The organism is Pseudomonas sp. FW305-7 (assembly GCF_058786735.1).
Map to the genome: position 1 here is coordinate 36,457 of NZ_JBYSZA010000008.1, position 14,536 is coordinate 50,992.

The window sequence follows — 14,536 nt, forward strand, 5'->3', positions numbered from 1 at the left end:
CGTAACCGGCGTGGCGGCGCTCCCTTACTGGCGACTGTCCAGTTTCTATCTGTTCTATTTCGCCTTGCTCGGTTCGACAGCGCCGTTTCTGGCGCTGTACTTCGATCACCTCGGATTCAGCGCCGCGCGCATTGGTGAACTGGTCGCAATCCCGATGTTGATGCGCTGCGTGGCGCCGAACATCTGGGGCTGGCTCGGCGACTACACCGGCAAACGCCTGGCCATCGTGCGCTTCGGCGCGGTGTGTACGCTGCTGACCTTTTCGCTGATCTTCGTCAGCAAGACCTACGCCTGGCTGGCCATGGTCATGGCGCTGCACGCGTTCTTCTGGCACGCGGTGCTGCCACAGTTCGAAGTCATTACCCTGGCGCATTTGCAGGGGCAGACCTCGCGTTACAGTCAAATTCGTCTGTGGGGTTCGATCGGCTTCATCATCACCGTGGTCGCGCTGGGCCGGCTGTTCGAATGGCTCAGCCTCGACATCTACCCGGCGGCGCTGGTGCTGATCATGGCCGGTATCGTTCTCAGCAGTCTGTGGGTGCCGAACGCCCAACCTGCGCAAGGCAATCGGCCGAGCGGCGAGGGCTTTCTCAAACAACTGCGCAGCTCCGGCGTGCTGGCGTTTTACGGCTGCGTTGCGTTGATGCAAATGAGCCACGGCCCGTATTACACCTTTCTGACCTTGCACCTTGAGCGACTCGGCTACACGCGCGGCACCATCGGCATGCTCTGGGCCGTGGGTGTCGTCGCCGAGGTGTTGATGTTCATGGCGATGAGCCGGATTCTTGCGCGGTTTTCCCTGCGCCGGGTGTTGATGGCGAGTTTTCTGCTGGCGGCGCTGCGCTGGTTGCTGCTAGGTTCGTTCGCCGAGTTCCTGTGGGTACTTTTGTTCGCGCAGGTTCTGCACGCGGCGACCTTCGGCAGTTTTCACGCCGCTGCCATCGCCTTCGTGCAGCGTAGTTTCGGCGCACGCCAGCAAGGTCAGGGCCAGGCGCTGTACGCAGCCTTGGCCGGCACCGGCGGCGCGCTCGGGGCGTTGTATTCCGGCTACAGCTGGAATGCCCTCGGTGCGACATTGACCTTTAGTATTGCCAGTCTCGCGGCGCTCGCTGCTGCCGTTATCATTGCCACACGTATGCAAGAGGACAGGCCATGAGCCTTACGCGTGAACAACTCGCCCAGCAAATCGTCGACGCCGGGCGTTTTCTCTACGGTCGCGGCTGGTCGCCGGCCACCAGCAGCAACTACTCGACGCGCCTGTCGGCCAGCGAAGCGTTGCTGACCGTGTCCGGCAAGCACAAGGGCCAGTTGGGTCTGGACGATGTACTCGCCACTGACCTGTCCGGCAACAGTCTGGAACCGGGCAAAAAACCGTCCGCCGAAACCCTGCTGCACACCCAACTGTACAGCTGGCGCCCAGAGATCGGAGCGGTGCTGCACACCCATTCGGTGAATGCCACGGTGCTGTCGCGCCTCACCCCAGAAGACTTTATCGAGTTCGAAGACTACGAACTGCAAAAAGCCTTCAGCGGTATTTCGACCCATGAATCGCGGGTGCGCGTGCCGATTTTCGACAACGATCAGGACATTGCGCGCCTTGCCGCCAAGGTGCAGCCTTGGCTCGACGCCCATCCCGATTGCGTCGGTTACCTGATTCGCGGCCACGGCCTCTATACCTGGGGCGCGCAGATGAACGACGCCCTGCGCCAGATCGAGGCTTTCGAATTTTTGTTTGAGTGCGAGTTGAAAACCCGCAGCGTCATGAACCGCCAAGGCTGACTTCACAAGAAGTAGCCCATTTGCCTGATGAAATGCTGTGCCCGACCGGTCTGCAAGAACCGGACGGCAAGGCCGATACCGAGGAATTGCCCCAATGAGCAGCCTGTCCGTCTATCACGTTTCCAGCCCTGACATTCCGAACAAGGTGCTGACCCATTTTGAAGACATCGCCTCGACCCTGGCCGAGCAGGGCGTGCGTTTCGACCGCTGGCAAGCCGCGGCGAAGATCCAGCCGGGCGCAGCCCAGGAAGAAGTGATCAGCGCTTATAAAGAGCAGATCGACCAACTGATGACCGAGCGCGGTTACATCACCGTCGACGTCATCAGCCTCAACAGCGACCACCCGCAAAAAGCCGAATTGCGCGCCAAGTTCCTTGAGGAACACCGGCATGGCGAAGACGAAGTACGCTTTTTCGTCGCCGGCCGTGGGCTATTTACCCTGCACATCGACGACTACGTCTACGCCGTGCTCTGCGAAAAGAACGACCTGATCTCGGTACCTGCCGGCACCAAGCACTGGTTCGACATGGGCGAGCATCCGCATTTCGTTGCGATCCGTCTGTTCAACAACCCGGAAGGCTGGGTTGCCAACTTCACCGGCGAAGACATCGCCGGTCGTTTCCCGCGTCTGGAGGACTGAAACGATGTCGATCAAAGCCATCGTCACCGATATTGAAGGCACTACCAGCGCGGTGAGTTTTGTCTTCGACGTGCTGTTTCCCTACGCGGCCAAACACCTGCCGGATTTCGTCCGGCAGAACGCCGGACGCGCCGATGTTGCCGAGCAACTCGAAGCCGTGCGCCGCGACAGCAATGCGCCGCAGGCCGATGTTGAACGCATCGTCGAGATTCTGTTGAGCTGGATTGCCGAAGACCGCAAAGCCACGCCGCTCAAGGCCTTGCAGGGCATGGTCTGGGCGCAGGGTTATCACGCCGGGCAGTTGAAGGGGCATGTTTATCCGGATGCTGTTGAAGCACTTAAACGCTGGCATCAGGCCGGTTATCAACTGTTTGTGTACTCGTCCGGCTCGATCCAGGCGCAGAAGCTGATTTTCGGTTGTTCCGAGGCGGGTGATCTGACGCCGTTGTTCAGCGGTTACTTCGACACTACGTCGGGAGCCAAGCGTGAGGCGCAGTCCTACACGAATATTCAACAGGCGATCGGTGTTGAAGCGGGGCAGATCTTGTTCCTGTCGGACATCGTCGAAGAACTCGATGCCGCGCAATCGGCAGGCTTGCAAACCTGCGGTCTGGCCCGTGAAGGCGGGGAGCTGGGTGCGCATGTCACCGTTGACAGCTTCACCGGGATCGAACCGGAAGCCTTCTAGCTTCACTCGATCAAATGTGGGAGCGCGCCTGCTCGCGAAAGCGTCCGTTCAGCCAACCTTATCAGTGGCTGACACACCTCCTTCGCGAGCAGGCTCGCTCCCACAGGGTTTTTTGTTAACCGCAAAATATAAACAGGCCGTGAAGCGCATGCTCCACGGCCTGTTCTGTTTAAAGCGTTAAAAGCTTACAGCGAGTGATACGTCGGCAGGGCAAAACGCTGCTGGCTTTGCAGCATGGCAATTTGCGGCAATTCACTGGCCTGTTCGGCCAGGTCACGACGAATCGCGCTAATGGCCCACGACAGTTGGTCGCCGGCATGCAGTTGCTGATACGTGAGTGCGCGTTTGAACACTTTGCCGTCGGCGCTGCGCAGGGTCAGCAGAATCCCGCCATCGGGACGTGGCGCGGTGGTGACGTCGAAGTTGGAGAACAGGGAGGTAAATTTTTCTTGGATCAGGCTCATGTTTTTCAGCTCCGTATGCACTTGAATGGCAAGCATGCAGAGGAGGTTGCAGCGATTGTGCCAGCATTTGAAAATAATAAAATCGTTATAAATCAACAAGTTAAAAATCATTGGAATTCATGGGGTCGTGCAATCTGCATGAATGGCCATCGTGCATCCTGCATTTTGCGGGATCGTCGACGAATAAACGGAACCAATTGATCAAGCCAGGATCCTCGCCGTCGCCGCTCAGCCTGCGGATACAAAACATTGCAAAAACCGCGTGTACAGCCCGAGAAGCGCTGACGTATTTTCGGACTCGACCCTCGCTCATCGAGCGTCGTTAGTTTCAGCCCGACAATAAAAAAACCGGCCACACGTCAAGGTCGAACGGGGAGCTTCCATGAGTCACGCGCCAAGCGACACGATTACCTGGGGCATGATGCTCCGCAAACTGCCGATGATTGCCAAAGCCATCCCGCGGGTGGTCAAAGGCATGAAGGTGGCCAACGTCACGGATCCGACCCAAAGCTGTGGCCTTGGCTGGACGTTCGAACAAGCGACCCTGCGCAATCCCCAAGGCCCGGCGTTATTGCAGGGCGATGTGCTGCTGACCTATTCGCAGGTCAATCAGTGGGCCAACCGTATTGCCCACTATCTGAGCGGACAGGGCATCGGCAAGGGCGACGTGGTGGCGGTGTTTATCGAGAACCGCCCGGAATTGCTGGTGACGATTCTGGCGCTGGCCAAGGTCGGAGCGGTCAGCGCCTTGCTCAACACCTCGCAGACGCGCGACACGCTGATCCACAGTGTGAATCTGGTGGCGCCGGTAGCGATTGTGGTTGGCGAAGAATTGTTGCCCGCGTTTGCCGCAGTGCGCGAGCAAGTGTCGATTGCCGCGCAACCTACCTGGTTCGTGGCCGATCAGGACACTTACAGCCATCCGGGCATTGCGCCCGACGGCTACGTCAATCTGATCAGTGCCAGTGCCGACGCCTCCAGCGACAACCCGCCGAGCAGCCAGCAAGTGTTCTTCGACGACCCGTGTTTCTACATTTACACCTCGGGCACCACGGGCCTGCCGAAGGCCGGCGTGTTCAAGCACGGCCGCTGGATGCGCAGTTCCGCCAGCTTCGGCATGATCGCGCTCAACATGGGCCCCGACGACGTCGTCTATTGCACTTTGCCGCTGTACCACGCCACCGGTCTTTGCGTGTGCTGGGGCTCGGCGATCAACGGCGCGTCAGGTTTCGCGATCCGCCGTAAGTTCAGCGCCAGCCAGTTCTGGAACGACGTGCGCCGCTACCGCGCCACCACCATCGGTTACGTCGGCGAGCTATGCCGTTATCTGGTCGATCAACCCGCCAGCGCCGATGACAGCCGTCACGACGTGCGCAAGATGATTGGCAACGGTCTGCGCCCCGGTGCCTGGGCCGAGTTCAAGACGCGCTTCGCCGTTGACCACATTTGTGAGCTGTACGCGGCGAGCGATGGCAACATCGGTTTCACCAACATCCTCAATTTCGACAACACCATCGGTTTCTCATTGATGGCCTGGGAGTTGGTGGCCTACGACCATGACAGTGGAGAGCCGCTGCGCAGCGACGACGGTTTCATGCGCAAGGTCGGCAAGGGTGAGCAGGGCCTGTTGCTGGCGCGAATCGATGAAAAAGCGCCACTGGATGGCTACACCGATCCGCAGAAAACCGCCAAAGTCGTGTTGCACGACGTGTTTACCAAGGGCGATCGTTTTTTCAACACCGGCGATCTGCTGCGCAACATCGGTTTCGGCCACGCGCAATTTGTTGATCGACTCGGTGACACCTACCGCTGGAAGGGTGAAAACGTCTCGACCACTGAAGTCGAAAATCTCTTGTTGCAACACCCGCACATCTCCGAGGCGGTGGCCTATGGAGTAGAAATTCGCAATACCAATGGTCGGGCGGGGATGGCGGCGATCACACCGGCGGAGTCTCTCGCGACGCTGGATTTTGCCGAGTTGCTGACGTTTATTCGTGAACGTATGCCGGCGTATGCCGTGCCGTTGTTCCTGCGGGTGAAAGTGAAAATGGAAACCACCGGCACCTTCAAATACCAGAAAACGCGCCTGAAAAACGAAGGCTTCGACCCCGGCCAGACAGGCGATGATCCGATCTACGCATGGCTGCCCGGCACCCACACCTACGTGCGGGTAACCCATGAAGTGTTGGCGGAAATCGATCAAGGCAAACATCGTTATTGATTCTGGCTATAGGCGTTCTTGAGAAAAAGGGGGTGACAGCTTTAGTTTCGCTCGGGAAACTGTCGGCTTTCCGATTGACCGAAAGTGGAGTTGCCCCATGTCCGACCAAAGCCGCCAGATGACCCCTGAAGAAGCTGCCGAATTCACCGAGCAGGTTTTCAACAAGGCGCGTGACGGTGATGCTGAGATGCTTGATCGCCTGGTCACGGCCGGTTTGCCAGTGAACTTGAAGAACAGCAAGGGCGACACGTTGCTGATGTTGGCCAGCTATTACGGCCATGTGGATGCGGTCCAGGTGCTGCTTAAACACAAGGCCGATCCGGAAATGCGCAACGGCAACGGCCAGAGCCCGATCGCCGGTGCGGCGTTCAAGGGCGACCTGGCAGTGGTCAAGGCGCTGGTCGAGGCGGGTGCCGAAATCGAAGGTTCGTCATTTGATGGTCGAACCGCGCTGATGATGGCGGCGATGTTCAACCGAGTGGCAATCGTTGATTACCTGATCAGCAAGGGTGCAGACCCAAAAGCCAAGGACGCCAATGGCGTGACGGCATTGGATGCGGCACGGACCATGGGCGCAGTCGACACTACTGCGCAACTGGAAAAACTCCTCGCCTGAGATTGTGATCCCCTATGGTGAGGGAGCTTGCTCCCGCTCCAGTGCGCAGCGCTGGCAAGCTTTTTTGCGGCCGCTTCGCGCCCCAGCGGGAGCAAGCTCCCTCGCCACAGGTGTCGGGTGTGCTGAAGAATGCGCTATCCTTCGCGCCCTCGAAATTCACCTTCGCCACAGGATCCGCCCTCATGAAAGCCGCACTCGTTGAACTCATCAGCAAAATCAGCTCCGGCTGCATGGGCGAGGACGAGATCCTGAACGTGGCCGACGAAGCCGCACAAGCTTACGCCGATGCCGACGCTTTTCTGACAGCCAACCCGGATATCAACTACGACGACACCTTCCCGATCCCGTTGGGCGAGTGGGTAGTGGTAGGTAGCCTGCCGGAAACCGTGCTGTTCCAGGCTGACACCTACGTCGACCTGTTCGCGCAGATCGTCGCCTCGTTCGGCCCGACCGTCGACTTCAACCTCAAGCCCAAACAACTGGCCAAGACCGAAGCCCTGACGGCGCTCAACCGTATCCAGGTGCAGATGAGCAGCCTGAACAAGGAAAACGGCGGCTACACGCTGATGAACTTCAGTCAGTTGCTCGACGATGAACTGCAAGTGGTGCTGGTCTATGGCAACGACGTGCCCCGGGTGCTGGAACTCTGCGCCGAAGTCGGCATCGCCGCTGCGCCATCGCTGGAAGCTTTGAAAATTGCCGTTCACGTCTGAGCGCAATAAAAGGGAACCCTGCGCGCGACCGTCTATCCTAAAAGTGCATGCCACTATTCTGGAGCGACACCATGGGTTCCACGTTCAACGGTTTGATCGGCCTGATCATCCTCGCCCTCGACATCTGGGCCATCATCAATGTGCTGAAAAGCGGCGCGACCACCGGGATGAAAATCGTCTGGGTGCTGCTGATCATCCTCCTGCCAGTGCTGGGTCTGATCATCTGGGCGATTGCCGGACCGCGGGGCAACGTCCGAATCTGATCGCGATTTCGAGACTGACCACAAAACCTGTGGGAGCTGGCTTGTCAGCGATAGCATCACCGCGGTGTCACTGAGAGACCGGGGCTACTGCATCGCTGGCAAGCCAGTTCGCACAAGGTTATGTGGTATGCCGATGAAGTGAGGTTCGACCTGTCATCTTCGGCAACGTAGAATGCGCGCCTTTCCCGGGCAATCGTCGTCACGATCGACGCCCGCGCATTCATCGGAGCACTTGACCATGACCGTCACCAAGACCAGCGAGTACCTGGAAACCCTCTACGAAGGCTACGGCCAGCGTTTTCGCATGGAAAAACTGCTGCACGAAGTGCGCACCGAACACCAGCACCTGGTGATTTTCCAGAACCCGCGCATGGGCCGTGTGATGGCGCTGGACGGCGTGATCCAGACCACTGAAGCCGACGAATTCATCTACCACGAAATGCTCACCCACGTACCGATCCTCGCTCACGGCACCGCCAAGCGCGTGCTGATCATCGGTGGCGGCGACGGCGGCATGTTGCGCGAAGTGACCAAGCACGCGGGCGTTGAACACATCACCATGGTCGAGATTGACGGCACTGTGGTCGACATGTGCAAGGAATTCCTGCCGAACCACTCCAAGGGCGCCTACGACGACCCGCGTCTGAACCTGGTAATCGACGACGGCATGCGTTTCGTCGCCACCACCACGGAAAAATTCGACGTGATCATCTCCGACTCCACCGACCCGATCGGCCCGGGTGAGGTGCTGTTCTCGGAAAACTTCTACCAGGCCTGCCACCGTTGCCTGAACGAAGGCGGCATCCTCGTGACGCAGAACGGCACGCCGTTCATGCAGATCGACGAAGTCAAAACCACGGCCGGTCGTCTGCGCAGCCTGTTCCCGGACTGGCACTTCTACCAGGCCGCCGTACCGACCTACATTGGTGGTTCGATGACGTTTGCCTGGGGTTCGACCAATCCGGCCTACCGCAAACTGAGCCGTGAAGTCCTGCAACAGCGCTTCATTGGCAGCGGCATCGTCACTCGCTACTACAACCCGGAAATCCATATCGGTGCGTTCGCGTTGCCGCAGTACGTGCTGCAAGCGATCAACAAACCAAGCAACGACTGATCACACCATTTTTCATTTGTGTAAGGATCCCCTGTGGTGAGGGGATTTATCCCCGACCGGCTGCGCAGCAGTCGTAAATCCAGCAAGCGCGGTCTGCCTGATCACCGCGTTGGCTGGTTTTGGGGGACGCTTCGCATCCCATCGGGGATAAATCCCCTCGCCACAATGGTTGTGTGCAAAATTCGCGGCGCATCTCCAGGATGATGTTTTTTTCATCTTTGCCCGCTGTAATCCTTTTGAACCAACTTTCGGCGTACCAGTCGATTTAGGTGTAAGCCCATTTGCGGGTTTGATCGAGGAGGCACCGATGCAAAAGTGGAAAGTCACTTTCGTGGATGATCACGGTGAAATTGTCGATGAGGTCTTCGAGCGAGCCGAGTGCCCGAGCGACGATGAGGCCGCGCGACTGATCAAGGAGCGGCTCCTGCCTGTGGCCGCCGAACTGGATCTGAACGATCTGGAAGGGCGCACCGCCGATGCCGGCGTGAAAAACCTGAAAACCCAGAACAGCATCGAAATCCGCAGCATCACTCCAATCTGAAATTCTTCCTGTCACTTGAAGCACCAGGCCTTGGCAGCGGCTCTATCTTGGGGCTACTCTGCAAGCGAGATCAGCGAACGGATCGCTAAGGTCTGGTCTTGTCAGCTACATGCTTGTTTCCCGCGCGCAACCACGTTGCCGTAGTACTTTGGCCAAAGGCCCGGGGCGGGAATACGGAAAGTCTATCCATCTATCCGAGGGGGACGATTCATGAGCACAGCCTATCAAGAAGACATCAGCAGCAATGTTCTGCGCCGCATGAAAGAAGGCGGTTTCGATTTTTCCCGATTCCATCCCATCGAGTTCTACGCCATTTTCCCGGACGAGGAGCGGGCGCGCAGGGCGGCAGGCAAGTTTCGCGGTGAATCCATCAATGCCCAGATCAGCGTGCGCGACGACGGCGCGTGGTCTCTGGAGTTGAGCAAAGTGATGTACGCGACATATGACGATATCGGCGATTTCGAGCAGGGGTTTTCTGCCGTGGTCGAACCGCTGGGCGGCATCATCGAGGGTTGGGGCGTCAAGCAGGAGGTGCGCAATCGCTACCGTCTGAACTGATCTCTTGCAGTAACTATTAAGCAACGGCTGACCTTTGGGTTGGCCGTTGTCGTTTCCGGCGTTCGAAAACCGCTGCGGCAAAACCCTGAAACAAGAATCCGAGGCAAAAAAAAGCCACCGGAGAGGGTGGCTAAAAGGGAAGACCGATAAGGAGAGGAAACCGGTCAGGGTTACAGTGGGGCGGGCTGCGACGGCAGTCCAGAGCAGTTGAGCCGAGCACTTCCCGGCGCGGTGGCCGATGAAGTTTTGCAGCGAATGCGCGGATTATCCGCAGCCGTCGCCGAGCAGTGAAATCAACTCTGACTATGCTGGTGATAGGCGATGCAGTGCGTCGCAATGAAGCGGGGGCAATCAGGTTGGGGCATTTGCCGCACAGGAATGGTGCGGCGCCTGCGGCGTGAATATCCAACCGATTGAAATCAAAGCGTTTATGCCGATGGCACGGGCCTTGCGAAGGCCTGTAGGTCCGGGTGACAAGGAGTACGGCATGATCCGCACCTATTTTGATGAGATGTACGATGCCGGCGGCCAGGTTCGCCCGCATTACCGGGAGTTCGCCCGATGGCTGGCCGACACGCCTGACGAGCTGCTGGCTCAACGGCGGCGCGAGGCCGATTTGCTGTTCCATCGCGCCGGCATCACGTTCACGCTCTACGGCGATGAGCAGGGCACCGAGCGCCTGATTCCTTTCGACACCATTCCGCGGAGCATTCCCGCCAGCGAGTGGCGGATCGTCGAACGCGGCTGCATCCAGCGGGTCAAGGCGCTGAACATGTTTCTCGCCGACCTTTATCACGAGCAACGCATCATCAAGGCCGGGATCATTCCCGCCGAACAGGTCCTGGCCAACGAGCAATACCAGTTGGCGATGCAAGGCCTGGACCTGCACCGCGATATCTACTCGCATATTTCCGGCGTTGATCTGGTGCGCGACGGCGACGGCACCTACTACGTGCTCGAAGACAATCTGCGCACGCCTAGCGGCGTCAGCTACATGCTCGAAGACCGCAAGATGATGATGCGCCTGTTCCCTGAGCTGTTTGCCGCCCAGCGCATCGCGCCCATCGACCATTACCCGAACCTGTTGCTCGACACACTGAAAAGCTCCAGCCCTATCGACGATCCGAGCGTGGTGGTACTGACGCCGGGACGTTTCAACAGCGCGTTCTTCGAACACGCATTTCTGGCGCGGGAAATGGGTGTGGAACTGGTGGAGGGCGCCGATCTGTTCGTGCGTGACGACAAAGTGTTCATGCGCACCACTGACGGCCCGAAAGCGGTGGACGTCATCTATCGCCGTCTCGACGATGCGTTTCTCGATCCGCTGGCCTTCAACCCCGACTCGATGCTAGGCGTACCGGGGCTGCTATCGTCCTACCGCTCCGGCAATGTGGTGTTGGCTAACGCTATCGGTACCGGCGTGGCGGACGATAAGTCGGTGTATCCGTTTGTCACCGACATGATCCGCTTCTACCTCGACGAAGAGCCGATCCTGAAGAACGTGCCGACCTGGCAATGCCGCAACCCGTCTGAACTTTCCCATGTGCTGGCCAATCTTCCAGATCTGGTGGTCAAGGAAACCCAGGGCTCCGGCGGTTACGGGATGCTTGTCGGGCCGGCGGCAACGACGGCGGAAATCGATGCGTTCCGCGAGCGGATCAAAGCCAAGCCGCATGCCTACATCGCGCAACCGACGCTGTCGCTGTCGACCTGTCCGACCTTTGTCGAAAACGGCATTGCGCCGCGCCACATCGACTTGCGCCCGTTCGTGTTGTCGGGTCGCGAAACCCGGGTGGTGCCCGGCGGTTTGACCCGTGTCGCCCTGCGTGAAGGCTCCCTGGTGGTGAATTCCTCCCAGGGTGGCGGAACCAAGGACACCTGGGTGGTCGAGGATTGAAGGAAGCTTGCCATGTTAAGTAGAACTGCCTCGGATCTGTATTGGATGTCGCGTTACCTGGAGCGGGCGGAAAACCTCGCACGGATGCTCGACGTCAGTTATTCGCTGTCGCTGATGCCGCAGGACGGTCGCGGCGATGGTCTGCACGAATTGGCCATGCCGTTGTTGATCACCGGCACCCTCGACGATTACCTGGAGCGCCACGGCGATCTGCATGCCGAACGTCTGCTGCATTTCTTCGCTCTGGATGCGGCCAATCCGGCGAGCATCTACAGTTGCCTCGGCGCGGCGCGGGCCAGTGCTCACGCGGTGCGTGGCCGGATCACCGCAGATATGTGGGAAAACATCAACGCCACGTGGCTGGAGATTCGCGGCATCGCCGAACAGGGGCTGAGCCGCTATGGCATGAGTCGTTTCTGTGAATGGATCAAGGAACGCTCACACCTGTTCCGTGGTGCCTCTTACGGCACGATCATGCGCAACGATGCGTTTCGCTTCATTCGCCTCGGCACCTTTATCGAACGTGCGGACAACACGCTGCGGTTGCTCGATGCCCGTTACGAGATGGCGGGCGATCAGGCCGAAGCGGTCAGCGACGGCACCGCTCATGCTTATTACCAGTGGAGTGCCTTGCTGCGGGCCTTGTCGTCATTCGAGGCCTACACCGAGATTTATCGCGATGCGCCCGGCGCCCGACATGTGGCGGAGCTGCTGCTGTTGCGCGCCGATGTGCCGCGCTCCTTGCGCGCCTGCACCGAGGAGATCGACCAGATCCTAGCGCAGCTGCCGGGGGCCAACGGTCGGCCGGCACAGCGACTGGCGGCAGAAATGGATGCACGCCTGCGCTACACCGGCATCCACGAAATTCTCGAAGAAGGGCTGCACGCCTGGCTCACCGAATTCATCCCGCTGGTACGCCAGTTGGGCAACGCCATTCACAGTTCATACCTGGAGGCTGCATGAGACTTTCCATAAGCCACGAGACCACCTATCACTATGAAGATCAGGTGCGGGCGAGCATCCAGTATCTGCGACTGACACCTCACGACAGCGAGCGTCAGCACGTGCTGAGCTGGCAGCTCGACCTGCCGCGCCCGGTGCGTGCGCAACTCGATCCGTTCGGCAACATCCTGCATGTGCTGACCATGGATGAACCGCATGAAGAGATCATCATTGGCGCCCGGGGGCAGGTCGATATCGATGAGTTGCGCGAGGCCGAGCATGAGAGTCAGTCGGCGCTGCCGTTCCTGCGTTTCACCCGGCTGACCGAAGCAGACGAAGCTCTACGCGCGTTTGCGGCGAAATCCTGCAAGCAACGGCGTGACCGCACGGCGCTGATCGATTTGATGCACGGCTTGAATCAACACATGACCTACACGCCGGGCTCGACCGAAGTCGACACCAGCGCGGCCGAGGCTTTTGCCGGACGCTCGGGTGTTTGCCAGGACCACGCCCACGCGTTTCTGGCCTGCGCGCGCAGTCTGGGGATTCCATCGCGTTATGTGTCGGGGTATCTGTACAGCGAAGATTGCGAACATCTGGCCAGCCATGCCTGGGCGGAAGCGTGGCTGGATGACGCCTGGTACAGCTTTGACGTGACCAATGAACTGGCGCGGCCGGAACGGCATTTGAAACTGGCGGTGGGTCTGGATTATCTCGACGCCTGCCCGGTACGCGGCATGCGCCGGGGCGGCGGGTGTGAGCAGATGCATGCAAAGGTGTTCGTTTCGCCGACACCTGCGCCGGTCATCTCCGTGCAGCAGCAATAAGATTCGGGACGCCGCAATCGCTGGCAAGCCAGCTCCCACAGATCACCGCTGATTCAAAGTCGGCGCTTACCCTGTGGGAGCTGGCTTGCCAGCGATGAGGCCAGTGATAACGATCAGGGCTTAACCTTGCGCCCGGCCATGTGTTTCAAATAACCCACTAACATCTGCAGATCCCGATCCGGCAACACCTGCGCCGAAAAGCCCGGCATTTTCGCCTGCGGCCACTGCCGCAAACTCTGCGGGTCACGAATGTAACGCTTGAGGAAATCAGCGCCGAAATACTCGGTCGGGTTATACGGAATATTCAGATCCGGCCCGAATTGCGCATCTCCCGCGCCATTCAATCGATGACACGCCAGGCAGTTTTTCTGAAACAACGCGAACCCCAGATTCACCGGGTCATCAGCCTTTAACGCCGGATCGGGCAGCAGAGCAGGGAAGCGCTCGGCCACTGGTGCCATGCGCTTGATGCTGGCGACTTCGAACGGCCACTGCTCCGGGCTGATCTTGCCGATCTGTGGATCGGTCCACACCAGATAAAACGGCCCGGCGCTGTGTTTGCCTTCCGACAGCGGCGGCCATGGCCTGGCCGGATCTTCAATCGCCAGCCACGCACGCGAGCCTTGGGTGTTGAGCAGCGGCGCAGCACTCAATTCGGCGGCGAAACCATCCAGCGCCACGGCCTGCAGATGATCTTCGGGATTGACTCCATCCAGTAACGCCGCCAGCGGCACGGCGCGATAAGTCATGTCCTTCTTGTAGGACACGTCGTTCTTGATCGTGAGGGTTTGCACCTGAGGATGCTTGAGCAGCTCCTCGGTCTGCCAGGTACGACTCTTTGCGCCCAACTGCAAATCCAGCTGCGCGGCAGACAGGGGCATGCTCAGCAGCAAGGCCCCGAATACAATAAGCGCTTTCAAATGATCGCCGTCCATGTCGTGGAAGTGCGCAAAGATTGGCACAGCCATGCTGGCCCGGGTAGCGGGCCAGTTACATTTTCAGTGGCGATAAACAGCACCTGCCGCTTGTATTCAGCCGATGACCTTGGTCAGGTTCGGCAAAATCAACAACAGCGTCGTGGCGAAAAGAATGAGTCCTGCTTGACGAACTTTCGGTTGTTTGAACATGGCTTGACCGCCTTTATTGTTATTTCCTGATGCTTGCCTGCATATCCATGACGGCAAGCGCTGCACTTCCTGTTAAAGAACGCCTGCCTCGGCAAAACCCGACGACCATGACGTACATGTTCTACCTTAGGGCCCGCGTCACGCTT

The 14,536-nt window shown here is 59.0% G+C and carries 16 protein-coding genes; 14 read left to right on the forward strand and 2 right to left on the reverse strand.

Going from position 1 to position 14,536, the window contains the following annotated elements; genetic code table 11:
* Nucleotides 1-10 precede the first annotated feature (10 nt).
* From AC3WMT_RS12365 to mtnC, 4 genes are all read left to right on the forward strand, one after another.
* Nucleotides 11-1,156, forward strand: coding sequence for an MFS transporter (locus AC3WMT_RS12365; RefSeq protein ID WP_103303801.1), 1,146 nt, complete (start codon nt 11-13; stop codon nt 1,154-1,156).
* The gene (locus AC3WMT_RS12370) at nt 1,153-1,779 is read left to right on the forward strand and encodes a methylthioribulose 1-phosphate dehydratase (protein ID WP_103303802.1); all 627 of its coding nucleotides are present in this window, start codon (nt 1,153-1,155) and stop codon (nt 1,777-1,779) included. Before AC3WMT_RS12365 ends, AC3WMT_RS12370 begins: the two co-directional genes overlap by 4 nt.
* A gap of 94 nt (nt 1,780-1,873) precedes the next feature.
* The gene (locus AC3WMT_RS12375) at nt 1,874-2,419 is read left to right on the forward strand and encodes a 1,2-dihydroxy-3-keto-5-methylthiopentene dioxygenase (protein WP_103303803.1); all 546 of its coding nucleotides are present in this window, start codon (nt 1,874-1,876) and stop codon (nt 2,417-2,419) included.
* Between the two features lie 4 nt (nt 2,420-2,423).
* A complete protein-coding gene (mtnC, locus tag AC3WMT_RS12380; RefSeq protein WP_103303804.1) occupies nt 2,424-3,107 on the forward strand; it encodes an acireductone synthase in 684 nt (227 codons plus the stop codon).
* 185 nt (nt 3,108-3,292) lie between these two features.
* Here the strand turns inward: mtnC and AC3WMT_RS12385 are convergent, their stop codons facing one another.
* Entirely contained in the window at nt 3,293-3,571 is a 279-nt protein-coding gene (locus AC3WMT_RS12385; protein ID WP_095191301.1) for a DUF3509 domain-containing protein, read from the reverse strand.
* A gap of 382 nt (nt 3,572-3,953) precedes the next feature.
* Here AC3WMT_RS12385 and AC3WMT_RS12390 point away from each other — a divergent pair, with 382 nt between their 5' ends.
* From AC3WMT_RS12390 to AC3WMT_RS12435, 10 genes are all read left to right on the forward strand, one after another.
* Nucleotides 3,954-5,792, forward strand: coding sequence for a long-chain-acyl-CoA synthetase (locus AC3WMT_RS12390; protein ID WP_103303805.1), 1,839 nt, complete (start codon nt 3,954-3,956; stop codon nt 5,790-5,792).
* 97 nt (nt 5,793-5,889) lie between these two features.
* Entirely contained in the window at nt 5,890-6,408 is a 519-nt protein-coding gene (locus tag AC3WMT_RS12395) for an ankyrin repeat domain-containing protein (RefSeq protein WP_103303806.1), read from the forward strand.
* Nucleotides 6,409-6,590: 182 nt separating this feature from the next.
* Complete coding sequence (locus AC3WMT_RS12400; RefSeq protein WP_103303807.1) at nt 6,591-7,121, forward strand: hypothetical protein; 531 nt, start codon at nt 6,591-6,593, stop codon at nt 7,119-7,121.
* Nucleotides 7,122-7,192: 71 nt separating this feature from the next.
* Nucleotides 7,193-7,384, forward strand: a complete 192-nt coding sequence (locus AC3WMT_RS12405) for a PLDc N-terminal domain-containing protein (RefSeq protein WP_007914053.1) — start codon at nt 7,193-7,195, stop codon at nt 7,382-7,384.
* A gap of 238 nt (nt 7,385-7,622) precedes the next feature.
* Complete coding sequence (gene speE / locus AC3WMT_RS12410) at nt 7,623-8,498, forward strand: polyamine aminopropyltransferase (RefSeq protein ID WP_103303808.1); 876 nt, start codon at nt 7,623-7,625, stop codon at nt 8,496-8,498.
* 307 nt (nt 8,499-8,805) lie between these two features.
* Complete coding sequence (locus AC3WMT_RS12415; RefSeq protein WP_103303809.1) at nt 8,806-9,039, forward strand: hypothetical protein; 234 nt, start codon at nt 8,806-8,808, stop codon at nt 9,037-9,039.
* A gap of 210 nt (nt 9,040-9,249) precedes the next feature.
* A complete protein-coding gene (locus AC3WMT_RS12420; protein ID WP_103303810.1) occupies nt 9,250-9,597 on the forward strand; it encodes a ribonuclease E inhibitor RraB in 348 nt (115 codons plus the stop codon).
* A gap of 487 nt (nt 9,598-10,084) precedes the next feature.
* Nucleotides 10,085-11,494 carry a circularly permuted type 2 ATP-grasp protein gene (locus AC3WMT_RS12425; protein ID WP_103303811.1) on the forward strand — a complete coding sequence of 470 codons (1,410 nt, stop codon included), beginning with the start codon at nt 10,085-10,087 and terminating at the stop codon, nt 11,492-11,494.
* Between the two features lie 12 nt (nt 11,495-11,506).
* Entirely contained in the window at nt 11,507-12,457 is a 951-nt protein-coding gene (locus AC3WMT_RS12430) for an alpha-E domain-containing protein (protein WP_103303812.1), read from the forward strand.
* Nucleotides 12,454-13,263, forward strand: coding sequence for a transglutaminase family protein (locus tag AC3WMT_RS12435; protein ID WP_103303813.1), 810 nt, complete (start codon nt 12,454-12,456; stop codon nt 13,261-13,263). The genes AC3WMT_RS12430 and AC3WMT_RS12435 overlap by 4 nt, the downstream gene beginning before the upstream one ends.
* A gap of 113 nt (nt 13,264-13,376) precedes the next feature.
* Here the strand turns inward: AC3WMT_RS12435 and AC3WMT_RS12440 are convergent, their stop codons facing one another.
* On the reverse strand, nt 13,377-14,198 hold the full coding sequence (locus AC3WMT_RS12440; protein WP_103303930.1) for a c-type cytochrome: 822 nt from the start codon (nt 14,196-14,198) through the stop codon (nt 13,377-13,379).
* Between the last annotated feature and the right edge of the window lie 338 nt (nt 14,199-14,536).

Excerpts from the sequence above, each read along its gene's own strand:
- AC3WMT_RS12370 (WP_103303802.1), top strand. The coding sequence starts at position 1,153 with ATGAGCCTTACGCGTGAACAACTCGCCCAGCAAATCGTCGACGCCGGG.
- AC3WMT_RS12375 (WP_103303803.1), top strand. The coding sequence starts at position 1,874 with ATGAGCAGCCTGTCCGTCTATCACGTTTCCAGCCCTGACATTCCGAAC.
- mtnC (WP_103303804.1), top strand. The coding sequence starts at position 2,424 with ATGTCGATCAAAGCCATCGTCACCGATATTGAAGGCACTACCAGCGCG.
- AC3WMT_RS12385 (WP_095191301.1), bottom strand. The coding sequence starts at position 3,571 with ATGAGCCTGATCCAAGAAAAATTTACCTCCCTGTTCTCCAACTTCGAC.
- AC3WMT_RS12390 (WP_103303805.1), top strand. The coding sequence starts at position 3,954 with ATGAGTCACGCGCCAAGCGACACGATTACCTGGGGCATGATGCTCCGC.
- AC3WMT_RS12395 (WP_103303806.1), top strand. The coding sequence starts at position 5,890 with ATGTCCGACCAAAGCCGCCAGATGACCCCTGAAGAAGCTGCCGAATTC.
- AC3WMT_RS12400 (WP_103303807.1), top strand. The coding sequence starts at position 6,591 with ATGAAAGCCGCACTCGTTGAACTCATCAGCAAAATCAGCTCCGGCTGC.
- AC3WMT_RS12405 (WP_007914053.1), top strand. The coding sequence starts at position 7,193 with ATGGGTTCCACGTTCAACGGTTTGATCGGCCTGATCATCCTCGCCCTC.
- speE (WP_103303808.1), top strand. The coding sequence starts at position 7,623 with ATGACCGTCACCAAGACCAGCGAGTACCTGGAAACCCTCTACGAAGGC.
- AC3WMT_RS12415 (WP_103303809.1), top strand. The coding sequence starts at position 8,806 with ATGCAAAAGTGGAAAGTCACTTTCGTGGATGATCACGGTGAAATTGTC.
- AC3WMT_RS12420 (WP_103303810.1), top strand. The coding sequence starts at position 9,250 with ATGAGCACAGCCTATCAAGAAGACATCAGCAGCAATGTTCTGCGCCGC.
- AC3WMT_RS12425 (WP_103303811.1), top strand. The coding sequence starts at position 10,085 with ATGATCCGCACCTATTTTGATGAGATGTACGATGCCGGCGGCCAGGTT.
- AC3WMT_RS12430 (WP_103303812.1), top strand. The coding sequence starts at position 11,507 with ATGTTAAGTAGAACTGCCTCGGATCTGTATTGGATGTCGCGTTACCTG.
- AC3WMT_RS12435 (WP_103303813.1), top strand. The coding sequence starts at position 12,454 with ATGAGACTTTCCATAAGCCACGAGACCACCTATCACTATGAAGATCAG.
- AC3WMT_RS12440 (WP_103303930.1), bottom strand. The coding sequence starts at position 14,198 with ATGGACGGCGATCATTTGAAAGCGCTTATTGTATTCGGGGCCTTGCTG.